This window comes from Xylanibacter brevis ATCC 19188 (assembly GCF_000621725.1).
GTDB lineage: Bacteria > Bacteroidota > Bacteroidia > Bacteroidales > Bacteroidaceae > Prevotella > Prevotella brevis.
Genome location: NZ_JHXM01000001.1, coordinates 1 through 13,286 on the forward strand (window position 1 = coordinate 1; position 13,286 = coordinate 13,286).

The 13,286-nt window shown below is 51.7% G+C and carries 9 protein-coding genes; 6 read left to right on the plus strand and 3 right to left on the minus strand.

The features are described 5' to 3' along the window. Positions 1–130 precede the first annotated feature (130 nt). From T433_RS0100005 to T433_RS0100025, 5 genes are all read left to right on the plus strand, one after another. On the plus strand, positions 131–922 hold the full coding sequence (locus T433_RS0100005; protein ID WP_027454364.1) for a TrmH family RNA methyltransferase: 792 nt from the start codon (positions 131–133) through the stop codon (positions 920–922). 93 nt (positions 923–1,015) lie between these two features. Beyond that, positions 1,016–3,952, plus strand: coding sequence for a glycoside hydrolase family 2 protein (locus T433_RS0100010; RefSeq protein ID WP_027454365.1), 2,937 nt, complete (start codon positions 1,016–1,018; stop codon positions 3,950–3,952). Positions 3,953–4,012: 60 nt separating this feature from the next. Next, positions 4,013–6,457, plus strand: a complete 2,445-nt coding sequence (locus T433_RS0100015) for a S9 family peptidase (RefSeq protein ID WP_052356905.1) — start codon at positions 4,013–4,015, stop codon at positions 6,455–6,457. Between the two features lie 240 nt (positions 6,458–6,697). After that, positions 6,698–6,892: a type II toxin-antitoxin system HicA family toxin gene (locus T433_RS0100020; RefSeq protein ID WP_027450910.1), complete on the plus strand. Its 195-nt coding sequence runs from the start codon at positions 6,698–6,700 to the stop codon at positions 6,890–6,892. Between the two features lie 16 nt (positions 6,893–6,908). After that, positions 6,909–7,319: a hypothetical protein gene (locus T433_RS0100025; RefSeq protein WP_027450909.1), complete on the plus strand. Its 411-nt coding sequence runs from the start codon at positions 6,909–6,911 to the stop codon at positions 7,317–7,319. 104 nt (positions 7,320–7,423) lie between these two features. Here T433_RS0100025 and T433_RS16980 read toward each other — a convergent pair whose 3' ends face one another. Then, a complete protein-coding gene (locus T433_RS16980; protein WP_394331351.1) occupies positions 7,424–7,573 on the minus strand; it encodes a type IIL restriction-modification enzyme MmeI in 150 nt (49 codons plus the stop codon). Between the two features lie 402 nt (positions 7,574–7,975). Here T433_RS16980 and mnmA point away from each other — a divergent pair, with 402 nt between their 5' ends. Next, on the plus strand, positions 7,976–9,070 hold the full coding sequence (mnmA, locus tag T433_RS0100030) for a tRNA 2-thiouridine(34) synthase MnmA (protein ID WP_027454367.1): 1,095 nt from the start codon (positions 7,976–7,978) through the stop codon (positions 9,068–9,070). Between the two features lie 82 nt (positions 9,071–9,152). Here mnmA and T433_RS0100035 read toward each other — a convergent pair whose 3' ends face one another. Both T433_RS0100035 and T433_RS0100040 read right to left on the minus strand, forming a co-directional pair. Continuing rightward, positions 9,153–9,764, minus strand: a complete 612-nt coding sequence (locus T433_RS0100035) for a polysaccharide deacetylase family protein (protein ID WP_027454368.1) — start codon at positions 9,762–9,764, stop codon at positions 9,153–9,155. A gap of 17 nt (positions 9,765–9,781) precedes the next feature. Then, positions 9,782–13,132: a protein O-mannosyl-transferase family gene (locus T433_RS0100040; protein ID WP_027454369.1), complete on the minus strand. Its 3,351-nt coding sequence runs from the start codon at positions 13,130–13,132 to the stop codon at positions 9,782–9,784. Between the last annotated feature and the right edge of the window lie 154 nt (positions 13,133–13,286).

The following is a 13,286-nucleotide window of genomic DNA, read 5'->3' on the forward strand; positions in this document are numbered from 1 at the left end:
TTGAAAAATTTCCCTGCGTAGCAGGCTTGAGATAGAAGAGATACGGCACGCTATCGCGTGGAAATTATACAAAATTGAGTTCAGAATTTCTCAGGATTTCCCTGCGTAGCAGGCTTAAAATAAAGAACAAATGATTATAGAAGTAACATCGTTGGCACAGGAAGGACTGGAGGTCTTTGGGAAATTGACAGAGGCACAGTTGAGAAATGTGCTCGATCCAGAGAAAGGCGTTTTCATTGCCGAGAGCCCTAAGGTGATACGCGTGGCACTCGATGCCGGCTATGAACCTGTGTCACTATTGTGCGAACGACGACACATCACTGGCGATGCCGCAGACATTATAGAGCGCTGCGGCGATATTCCCGTATATACAGGCGAGCGCGAACTGCTGGCGCAGTTGACTGGCTACACGCTGACACGTGGTGTGCTGTGCGCCATGCACCGTCCACAACCACGCTCGTTGGCCAGTGTGCTCGACGGCGCCCGCCGCGTGGTGGTCATCGATGGGGTGGTGGATACAACTAATATTGGGGCCATCTTCCGTTCTGCAGCTGCTTTGGGTATCGATGCCGTGCTGCTGACAAAGAATGCCTGCGACCCACTGAACCGACGGGCTGTTCGCGTGTCGATGGGTTCGGCGTTTCTGGTGCCCTGGACCTGGTTGGATAGTTACGACGAACTGACCGCGCTGGGCTTCAAGACCGTGGCAATGGCGCTGACCGACAAGTCGATAGCGCTCGATGCCCCCGTGCTGAAGGCAGAACCAAGACTGGCTATCGTGATGGGTACCGAGGGCGACGGACTGCCCAAGGAGACTATCGCCTCCACCGATTATGTGGTGCGCATCCCCATGGCTCATGGCGTTGACTCCCTCAATGTGGCGGCAGCAGCTGCTGTGGCTTTTTGGGAACTGGGAAAATAAATTGATGAGAAAAAGATAGGATTCACTACATTCCTGTCTTTTTTTTCTTATCTTTGCCCTCACAAACCAATTACTAATTTACAAAACTAATCAATGAAATCTGAATTTTGCGCTTTAATGGCACTTTTGCTGATGCTCGCTGGTAGCATGAATGCAGCGGAGCGACAGAAACTGTGTTTTAATGACGACTGGCGACTGACAGTAGGCGATTTCGTGGAAGCGAGCCTGCCAGACTTTGATGATAGTCAGTGGCAGCGGGTGACGCTGCCTTATGCATTCAATGGCGAAGAGGCCTTTCGCAAGGATATTGTGAACTTGACCGATACCATTTGCTGGTATCGCAAGACGTTCACCTTGACCCATGCTGATGTGCATGGAAAAGTATTCGTCGAGTTCGAAGGCGCCCGTCAGGGAGCTGATGTGTGGGTGAACGGTCAGAAGGTCGGATTCTCGGACAATGGTGTGATGGCTTTTGGCTTTGATATCACGCCGTTTGTCAAGGTGGGCAGCAACGTGATGGCCGTACGCTGCGACAACAGTTGGACGTATCGCGACCGCACTTTGAACAGTCGCTACCAGTGGAATGATAAGAATTTTAATGCCAACTATGGTGGTCTGCCAAAGAATGTGTGGCTACATATCACGGACAAGCTCTATCAGACATTGCCGCTCTACTCGAACCTCGGCACGACAGGAACCTATATCTATGCTACCGATTTCGATATCCCCAATCACCAAGCAACGATACACGTCGAATCGCAGATTCGCAACGAGGATGTTAAGCCCCGTTCGTTTATATTCTTAGCCAAAGTGCTTGACGTGGAAGGTAAAGAGGTCGCTAATTTTAATAGCGAGCGTCTGACAATGCAGCCTGGCGAAATACGTACTGTAAAAATACTGCAGCCTGTTAACAATCTGCATTTCTGGTCGTGGGGCTACGGCTATCTTTATACGGTGAAAACGGAACTGGTGGCCGATGGTGAAACCGTTGACAACGTCATGACCCGTACTGGTTTCCGCAAGACCCGTTTCGGTGATGGTAAGCTATGGCTGAACGACCGCGTGATGATGGTGCATGGTTATGCACAGCGTACCTCGAACGAATGGCCTGGTGTCGGTGTCAGTGTGCCGGCATGGCTGAGCGACTACTCAAACGCGCTGATGGTGGAGAGCGGGGCGAACATGGTACGCTGGATGCATGTGACGCCATGGAAACAAGATGTTGAGAGTTGCGACCGCGTGGGATTGCCACAGGCCATGCCTGCCGGTGATGCCGAGAAAGATGTGGACGGTGCCCGTTGGCAACAGCGCACCGCACTGATGCGTGATGCCATCGTCTATAACCGCAACAACCCGTCAATCCTGTTTTATGAAAGTGGCAACGAGAGTATCAGTCGTGAACATATGTTAGAGATGAAAGCCCTTCGCAATCAGTACGACCCCTATGGCGGACGAGCCATCGGTAGTCGTGAGATGCTTGACATCGATGAGGCAGAATATGGTGGTGAGATGCTGTATATCAACAAGAGCAAGAAACACCCGATGTGGGCGATGGAATACTGTCGTGACGAGGGCTTGCGCAAATACTGGGATGAGCAGAGCTACCCCTACCACAAGGAGGGTGACGGTCCGCTGTACCGTGGTAAACCAGCGAATGAATACAACCATAACATGGATGCGTTTGCCGTGGAGATGGTGCGCCGCTGGTATGACTACTGGCGAGAACGTCCCGGAACAGGCACACGGGTGTCGGCTGGCGGTGTGAAGATTGTGTTCAGCGATACGAACACCCATCACCGCGGCGAGAAGCACTACCGTACCAGTGGTGTTGTTGACGCCATGCGTATTCCCAAGGATGCTTTCTATGCCCACCAGGTGATGTGGAACGGATGGGTGGAGCCAGAGACAGCGAAGACCTATATCGTGGGACATTGGAGCCTCTGCCCCAGTCCATCTACAATGGGAGAGGGGAGTGGTCTGGTTAAGCCTGTCTATGTAGTATCGACGGCCGACAGTGTTGAGCTGTTCCTGAACGGACGGTCGCTCGGCCAGGGTAAGCAGAGCTATCGCTACCTCTTTACCTTCGATCATGTGCCTTTTGAACCCGGAACATTGGAGGCTGTAGGTTCAGACGGAAGTCGGTATCAACTGGAGACAGCGGGTGAACCCTACCAGCTGAAGCTTACTACAATAGCGAATCCGCAGGGCATCAAGGCCGACGGTGCCGATATGGTGTTGGTACAAGTAGAGGTGGTCGATAAACAGGGACGTCGCTGTCCGCTGGATGATAGAAAGGTACATTTCTCATTATGGGGAGAAGCCCGATGGATTGGCAGCATCGAGTCTGCCGCCATGTCGGTGCCGATGGTATGTGGTGTGAACAGGGTGCTGGTGCGAACAACCACGAATGCTGGCGAGATCAATCTTTCTGCCTATGCCGAGGGACTGAAACCCGCCTATGTGTCGATGAACAGCGTAAAAAACCATTGTCACGCATCGCTGCTTCCTGGACTATTCAACCGAGGCGAGACACCGCTGACACCTTCCTACACACCACAGGCACGCGGCATAGAGATTGTGTCGGCCAAGGCCGGTTATGATGGTCAGCACGCTGTTTGTAGCTATGATGACAATGAGTTGTCGGAATGGAAAAACGACGGACGACTCGCTACGGCATGGATTACCTATCGGTTGGCGAAGAAAGCCGTGGTAGATGATATCTGTCTGAAACTGACCGGGTGGCGTCTGCGCAGTTATCCAATAGAAGTGTATGCCGGTAAGACCCTGATATGGAGCGGTGAGACCGAACGTTGCCTGGGGTATATCCATCTGACGCCGACCAAGCGTGTGAAGACCAATGAGATAACCATCCGACTGAAAGGTGCCGGTAAGGATCAAGATGCATTTGGCGGTATTGTAGAGGTTGCAGAACCTGCAGCCGGCGAGCTTGACCTGTTTAAAGCTAGAAATGGCGGAGAGACAAAAAATGAGTTGCGCATCGTGGAAATAGAATTTATAGAACGGATATAGTTAGAGAGTCATTTTTTTTTCGTACTTTTGCACCTCGTAACTAGACCATTAAAAAAAACAATGATGAATCGCAAGATTTTCTTTGCGATGTCGCTATTGGCTATGGCGGCATCGGCACAGGTGAAGACCGATGTGAAGGTCTTCAACCTGGCAGGTCCGTATGCGGTGAAGACACCACAGCAGATGGACTCTGTGAACGTGAAAGGTGATAAGTTTGACGAGAAAAGTCTGCTTGGCGACCTGGCCCTGAGCAGTCAGCCACAGACCACCTTCGAGGGTTGTGTGTTGCCTTCGCTGGCCGACAGCAAGAGCGTGGGTGTGCTGAGCTTTTATGTGAACAACAGTGATTTCACGAAGGGTACTATCAGCGTGAAAGGTCCTAAGAACTGCAAGGTTTATGTGGATGGACAAGAGGTGATGGGCGAAGTGAAGCTGGCTCCCGAACACCACGAGGTGGCCATCCGCTTTCTGGCTCAGCCCTCGGATAGCGACAGCGTTCGGGTGACCATGGATATGACACGTGCATTAATGCCCGTTGTCACCAAGCAGCATCCCTATATGGTTCACGACCTGACCGACGGAAAACGTGTACGTAACATCTCGCTGTCGGCCGATGGAAAGTATGTGATGGTGGCCTATCAGACCACAGCCCGTGGTGGCAAGAGCCAGTGGAGCTACGAGCTGCGCGACGTGAAGAGCCAGCGCCTGTTGTCGCGCCCCGGTTCCATGGGTGAATGGATGCCCCGCACCTGTGCCTATATTGAAGAGGAATATCAGGGCGACAAACGTGTGCTCTACAAGGTGGACCCTGTGACGGGCCAGCGCACGCAGTGGGCCTATGATGTGCCTCGCGAGGGCTATACCATCAGTCCTACGGAAGACTATATCATCTTTACAGGCACGGAGGAAGGCCCCAAAGAGGATGCTGACGTCTATCAGGTGCTAGAGATGGACGACCGTCAGCCCGGCTGGCGTTCGCGCTACTACCTGAAGCGCTACGACATTGCCACCGGCCTGTGCCAGCGCATCACCTTTGGACGTCAGACCACTTATCTCTCGGACATTTCGCAGGACGGCAAGAAATTGCTGGTGGTTTCTTCATACTCTCGTTTGGCCAAGCGCCCCACCGAGGTGCAGGATGTGTTTATCATCGATGCCCAGACACTGAAGACCGACACGCTGATGCAGTGTGCGGGATTCCTGGGCGGCGGCACTTTCTCGCCCGACGGCAGTCAGATCATCTTCACGGGTACGCCCGAGGCCTTCGACCGCATCGGTTGTCAGTTGGCTGCCGACGTGACACCCAGCATGACCGAGAACGAGCTGTTCCTCTATGACATCGCCACAAAGCAGGTGAAGCCCCTGACCAAGGACTTCGATCCCTCGCTGACAGGCGGCGTAAATTGGTCGGCAGCCGATGGCATGGTTTACTTCCGTGCTGAGTGTCGCGACTATATCTATCTGTATCAGCTCAATCCAAAGAACGGAAAGATTCAGCGCCTGCCCGTGAATGGCGACAATATCTACCGCCTGGACATGGCTTCGCATGCCGGCACCGTGGCTTATCTCTCTTATAAAACCATGGAGCCAGCCTCTGCCTATGTGACCACCAACCCCGCCAAGAAAGGCAGCGAGGTGCTGTTGTTTGATGGTCGTAAAGCCCTGGGCGATGCCGAGCTGGGCACCTGCGAGGACTGGAACTTTACCAACTCGAAGGGTGACACCGTCTATGGACGCCTCTATCTGCCAAAAGACTTTGATGCGACGAAGAAATATCCCATGATTGTTTATTACTATGGCGGTTGCTCGCCCACCAGTCGTTATTTCGAGTCACCCTATGCCCCTCAGTATTGGAACTCGTTGGGCTATGTGGCCTATATCATCGAACCCAGTGGTGCCACCGGCTTCGGTCAGGAGTGGGCTTCGCGCCACGTGAACACCGCCGGTCGCGGACCTGCTGAGGATATCATCGAGGGCACGAAGAAGATCTGTGAGGCTCATCCCTTTATTAATAAGGAGAAGATTGGTTGTATGGGTGCATCGTATGGCGGTTTCATGACGCAGTATCTGCAGACACAGACCGATATCTTTGCTGCAGCCGTGAGTCATGCAGGCATTGCCAACCACACCAGCTATTGGGGACAGGGCTATTGGGGCTATAACTACAGTGAGGTGTCGATGGCCAATAGCTATCCTTGGAGCCATCGCGACCTCTACGTCAACCAGTCGCCTCTGTTCAATGCCGACAAGATTCACACGCCGCTGCTCCTGCTCCATGGTGATGCCGACACCAACGTGCCTCTGGTAGAGAGTCTGCAGATGTTTACGGCCTTGAAGCTACTCGGTCGCGAGGTAGCTCTGGTGCAGGTAAAGGGTGAGAATCATCACATCCTTGACTACTCTAAGAAAGAGAAGTGGTTGGCCACACAGATGGCATGGTTCCAGAAATGGCTGAAGGATGATCCTAGTTGGTGGGATGCGCTTTATCCTGCAAAAGGCCTGTAATAGGTCGCCAGTTGCAGAGGAGGTTCCTTTGCAAGATTTATATACGGAATAGTAAAGAGGTCGTGTCAATAGTAACAGACACGACCTCTTTTCGGTACAGAATAGAACAGGTACCCGTCCCTGCGGTTCACTGCGGATCATTTTTTTCTTAAAGAGTATTAAAAAGAATACTTTTTTTGATGCTTTTATTTGCTAAATGGTATTCTTTTTATTACCTTTGCGCCAACATTAAGTATAAACATGAAAGCATATAAGGTTATTGAAGTCATCAAAATGCTTGAAGCTGACGGATGGGTCCTTGTAGCCACCAAAGGTGACCATCGACAATATAAGCATCCTCAGAAGAAAGGCAAGGTGACTATCAGAGGACATAAAAATGAGGTGTTAAGCCAATTTCTCTTGAATAGTATTTGGAAACAGGCAGGTTGGAAATAATAAAAAAGTAATGGATATGGAAAAAATTATTGTAAATGTATCTTGGTGTAACAAGAATTATGGTGCAGCTCTGAGCGAGAACGTGCCTGGTGCAGTGGTTGTTACTGCCAAAACGTACAACGAACTTATTGATGAAGTACGCAACACACTCAACTTCCATGTAGAAGGAATGATTGCAGATGGCGATGATGTTCCCCAGTGGCTTCGCGATGGTGACTACAAATTCGAGTACCATCTGGATGCTGCAGCCTTGCTGCAAATGTGCTCTCCTTATGCCTCCATTGCTGCAATCAGCCGTGTTTCAGGTATCAATCAGCACCAGCTGAGCCACTATGCCAACGGTATTAAAAAGCCTCGTCCAGAACAGCGCCGTCGCATCGTTGAAGGTCTGCACAAAATAGGCCGTGAACTTATTGCTGTGGAATAACACTTATTTATAGATGCACAACGGCAGGTATCATGTTGATGACCTGCCGTAGAGATTACGTTCAAGTTCATAACTTCCAATTCTTTTGCTATTTTTCGCTGCCGTCATCTTTTCATAGAGTTTGGAGTCTCTAGCCTACCACATAAAGTTTTCGTCCATAAAAGATGAATAGCACTTGAAACAACACCAAACAACCATATAGGAGCACCATAAATAGCAAAAACTCGATTCGTAAATACAATTTCTTTCGTCATATAGCCAATGGAACAGGTACCCGTCCCTGCGGTTCACCTGCGGTTCATGTCACTGATACGGCCTCTTTTGCTATGGAATAGTGGCGCTATTATTTGCTTAAAGTGGCACTTTTGTGGTGCAAAAGTGGTTGTTTTGGTCTGATTCTAGAGTCTAGAATGTGCATTTCTAGAGTCTAGAAACCACCTTTCTAGAGTCTAGATTTATCATTTCTAAAGTCTAGAATGTTTTTTTTTAGAGTTTAGGATGGTCTTTATAGTTTAGAAATGATGTTTCAAAAGCTCAGCTTTTTGCGCAATATACCGCCGTTTTAAGCTGTTGTTTTGGGCTGTCTTTCTGGAGCTAACAAACTGAAAAAGCGTTTTTTATTTTGTTCTTTACTCACTTATTCGTAACTTTGCAGCATGAATATAGATGAATTAAAGGATAAACGCATAGCAGTGCTGCTCTCGGGTGGCGTGGATAGCAGTGTGGTGGTGTATGAGTTTGCACGACTGGGCCTGCATCCAGACTGCTTCTATATCAAGATAGGTCCAGAGGAGGAAGAGGAGTGGGACTGCTCGAGCGAGGAAGATCTGGAAATGGCTACCGCCGTGGCCCGTAAGTATGGCTGCAAGTTGGAAGTGGTGGATTGTCATCAGGAATACTGGAACCAGGTGACGGCCTATACTATGGATAAGGTGAAGGCCGGACTGACACCTAATCCCGACGTGATGTGCAACCGACTGATTAAGTTTGGTGCCTTCCACGAGAAGCGTGGACACGACTACGACCTGATTGCCACCGGCCACTATGCACAAAAGGAAACCTCCCCAAGCCCCTCCCAAGGAGGGGCTGTCTCATGGCTCTGCACTAGTCCCGACCCCGTGAAGGATCAGACCGACTTCCTGGCGCAGATCTTCGACTGGCAGTTGGAAAAAGCGATCTTTCCCATCGGTCACTATGTGAAGGACGAGGTGCGCACCATTGCCGAGCGCGAACATCTGGTGAATGCCAAGCGTCGTGACTCTCAGGGCATCTGTTTTCTGGGAAAGATCAACTATACGGACTATATAAAAAGGTACGTGGGCGAACAGCAGGGCGACGTGTTGGAACTGGAGACGGGCAAGCTGATCGGTAAGCACAACGGCCACTGGTTCTACACCATCGGACAGCGTAAAGGCTTAGGCTTTGGCGGCGGCCCCTGGTTCATCGTGAAGAAAGATGTGGCGCAGAACCTGCTATATGTGTCGCATGGTTACGATCCTGAGACTGCCTATAAGCAGGACTTCCCCATACATGGATTTCACAGCATCAATGGCGAGATGCCAGGCGAACAGATCACGTTCAAAATTCGTCATACGCCAGAGTTCCATGAGGCCACACTGGAAAAGACCGGCGAGGGAAGTTTCATCGTACACTCGAAAGATCCGATCCACGGCGTGGCACCGGGACAGTTCTGCGTGGTGTATGATGCCGAGCATCACCGTTGTTACGGATCGGCAGAGATTACAATATAACCCCCTCTAAATCTCCCCAAGGGGAGACTTTATTCTCTCTGCCTCCTTCTTTTCTCCCTCCCTCGGGAGGGTCGGGGAGGGGTTATTTGAATATCTTAAACTCATAGCCTTGCTCTTTCAGCCATTTGATGCTGGCGGGCAACGCTGTCTTCAGCTTCTCGATGGACTTCAGAGAGTCGTGAAACGTGATGATAGACCCGTTGCGCGCATAGCGCTTCACGTTGTTGAGGATATCCTCGGCCGTCATCCATTTAGAATAGTCGCGCGTCACGAGGTCCCACATCACCACCTTATACTTTCTGCTGAGCCACGCATACTGGTCCAGACGCATCCACCCATGGGGTGGGCGCATGAAGTGGCTGTGGATATAGGCGTTGGCCTTCTCCACGTTATAGCTATAGTCGTGGAGCGAATGGCGGAAACCGCTGATATGATTATGGGTGTGATTGCCCACCTGATGCCCCTCGTCCAGAATCTGCTGGAACAGGTCGGGGTATTTCCTGACGTTGTCGCCCACCATGAAGAAGGTGGCTTTGATACCCTCACTGCGCAAGATATCCAGGATGAAAGGTGTGGACTCTGGGATAGGACCGTCGTCGAACGTCAGATAGACTGAACGTTCATGACGGTCCATACGCCACAGTGCTTTAGGATATAGCCATCTCAGATAGACGGCGGGTTGTTCAATAATCATTTAAATAAGGGTGCGGTTTAGCGTAGCTTGCCGCCTTTGCTTACAAATGTGTTCATGAATTGCTGCCACTCGGCTGTGTAATTGGCTGCGAGTGCCGGGTCAACATCCTCGGCAATCGAGATGAGGCTCTGCATGATATAGAACTGAATGCGGCAGTCGCTGGCAGACATCAAGAACAGGTTCTTGTCGAGTGAGAGATAGAACTCTACATACTGCTTGTCACGGTTCCATACCTGAGACAACAGATCCTTTGCCTTTGCCTTGTTGCCAATCAGCGAATAGGCCAGCGCCATGTCGAGTGAGCCGCCCTGGTACTCATGAGGAATATTGCGGGCAGGCAGCATCTCTTCAGACTTAGCCAGCACCTTAGCAGCCTTGTCGTTCTCGCCCTTGTAGGCCAGCTCGGTAGCCAGCTTAGCCAGCAGACGACGATGGGTGTAGCACATACGCATGACGGTCTCGTCGAGATAGATGCGCTCGGCATTGACATTACCATATTTAAAGCGGTTCATCACATTGTCGTAGGTCTTGTCGGTATCGAAGTCGGTCATGCCTTCCAGCGGACGACCATTCACGTTGGTAGTGAACGGTGTGATGCGGTTGGCCAGACCCTCCTGTACGAAGTTGTCGCCCAGGTTCATGTAGTTTTCCTGACCAACGGTGTAAGCCACGTAGAGCGGACGCTCCCAGTTGCAGTTGGCCAACAGCTCCAGCATCATCAGCTTGCTCTTGTCCAGAGAGTTGAGACCCTTCAGCGAGATGACCATGCGGTCGGGGATAGAGTCGCCCTGCATCAGCATGCCACTACGCTTCACAGCCTCCTTGTCGATAGTCATATAGAGCGTGTCGGTGGGGATGACCTGCAGTTCGGGATTCTTAGAGCGCACCCAGTATTTCAGCACGTTCTTCAGTTCGAACGGCTCATCGCCGAAGTTCTGGCGTGCAGCCTCAGGATCCTGCTTGTAGTAGTTCAGAACCTCTTTCTTGAAGTTGGGCTCGATGTGGATATACTCGTTAGTGCCTGAGCAATACTCCAGACGGCTCCATGAGATGGGCAGTGCGGGAGAGTCGAAGGCGGGTCGAATCATCTGGTCGATATACCAGTCGGTCTGCAGATAAGAGAGGTTGCAGACACGTGCGTCGGTGCGAACGCCCTCCACATCCTGGTTGTACCACAAGGGGAAGGTGTCGTTATCGCCATTGGTGAAGATGATAGGATTGCCCTCGGCCTGCATCGACATGAGGTAGTTCTGTCCGAAGTCGCGACAGGTGTAGCGACCAGAGCGGTCGTGGTCGTCCCAGGTCTGCGAGGCCATCTGAATGGGGATCAGCACCGTTACGGCAGCGACACCGGCAGCGATGGCCACGGGGTTGACGTTCTTCAACTTCTTGAGCAGCAGATCGTAGATAGCCACTACGCCCAGACCGCACCAGATAGCATAAGCATAGAACGAACCAGCATAGGCATAGTCACGTTCGCGCGGTTGCTCGGGCGTCTGGTTCAGGTAGATGACGATGGCCAGACCTGTCATGAAGAACAGGAAGAAGACCACCCAGAACTGCTTGACGCCTTTCTGTCCGCGTGCCATGATCTGCCAGAAGAGGCCTATCAGACCCAGAATCAGAGGCAGACAGTAGAACACGTTATGACCCTTGTTGTTCTTCAGGTCGTCGGGCAGCTTAGACTGGTCGCCCAGACGTGCATTATCGATGAATGGGATACCACTCAGCCAGTTGCCCTTCTCCACGCCGCCATGACCCTGGATGTCGTTCTGACGACCTGCGAAGTTCCACAGGAAGTAGCGCCAGTACATCCAGTTGCACTGGTAGGAGATGAAGAAGCGCAGGTTTTCGAGCATGGTAGGTATCTTCACCGTCTCGCCCTCGCGATAGTTAGAAGGCATCTGTCGTCCCTCGACGCCTCCGAGCCAACTCTCGTAGGCATCGATATGGCGAGGACTGTTAGAATACATGCGTGGAAAGAACATGTTCTGCGCATAGATGGGCTTGTCCTTCGTGCTGACCACAAAGTAGCGGTCGGGCTCGTCGGCATTTGCCTTCTCCTTGCGCTGATACATGGGAGCACCCTGGTCCATCTTGACGCGTCCGTCTTTGCCAACGGCATATTCAGAGTTGTAAGCCTGACCGTAGAGCAGTGGGCGATAGCCATACTGGTCGCGGCTCAGGTAGTTGCCCAGTGTGAAGATATCCTCAGGAGAGTTCTGATCCATGGGTGGGTTGGCCGATGAGCGGATGACGATGACGGCATAGGTAGAATAGCCAATCATCAGCATGAGCATGCTCAGCAGCATGGTGTTCTTCAAACGTGCAGAAACCAGTGGCTGTGACTGTCCGTTGCTCTTTCTTCTGTAGATCAAGATGAACCACAGGGCAACGAGGGCGATGATGCCAATGATGGCAGCCGACCAGCCGTAGCCGTAGAAGGGAATGCCCAGCATGCCTACAGAAAGCAGAAAGGCACAGTTCTGACGAATCCAGCTGCTGCGGGTGTCCTTGGCATTCTGAGTCTCGTAGATGGCCCAGATGACGATGCCCACCAAGAGGATCAAGTAGATATACTCACCGGTGTTGAACGGACAACCCAGCGTGTTGACAAAGAAGAGCTCAAACCATCCGCCTACGGTGATGATGCCAGGCACTACGCCATAGAGCACGGCAGCCAGGATGATGACAGACACGCCCAGTGCTACAAATGAGCCCAGCGCATTGGCGTTGGGGAAGCGCTTGTAGTAGTAAACCAGCACGATGGCGGGCAGACAGAGCAGGTTCAGCAGGTGAACACCGATGCTGAGGCCCACCATATACATAATGAGTACCAGCCAGCGGTCAGCGTGTGGCTCGTCGGCATGGTCTTCCCATTTCAGTATCAGCCAGAATACCACGGCGGTGAAGGCCGATGAGTAGGCATATACCTCGCCTTCGACAGCAGAGAACCAGAAGGTGTCACTGAAGGTATAGATGAGCGCACCCACCAGACCAGAAGCCTCGATGGCGATGGTCTTGGCCAGTGTCAGCTCGCTCCATTGGTTGATGACCAGGCGGCGAGACAGGTGCGTGATGCTCCAAAAGAGGAACAATATGCAGACGGCCGACAGCAACGCACTCATCATGTTGACCATGTAGGCCACGTGCGATGGATCGCTGGTGAACTGTGAGAAGAGGTTCGCAGTCAACATGAAGAATGGTGCACCGGGTGGGTGACCGATTTCCAATTTGTAGCCTGTCGTAATAAACTCAGGACAGTCCCAGAAAGAGGCTGTCGGCTCGATGGTTGAACAATATACAACGGCTGCAATCAAGAAGGTTAGCCAGCCAACAATATTGTCCACGAGACGAAATTGTTTCATTGTTATTGAGTAATTTTTTAACGTTAAAATACAAATTATAGCTTCTATATAACTAAGGTTACTAACCCCACCCCCTGCCCCTCCCCTACAAGGGAGGGGAGAGAGGCGGCTTCCTCTGCGGTTCTCCCCTCCCTTGTAGGGGAGGGGCAGGGGG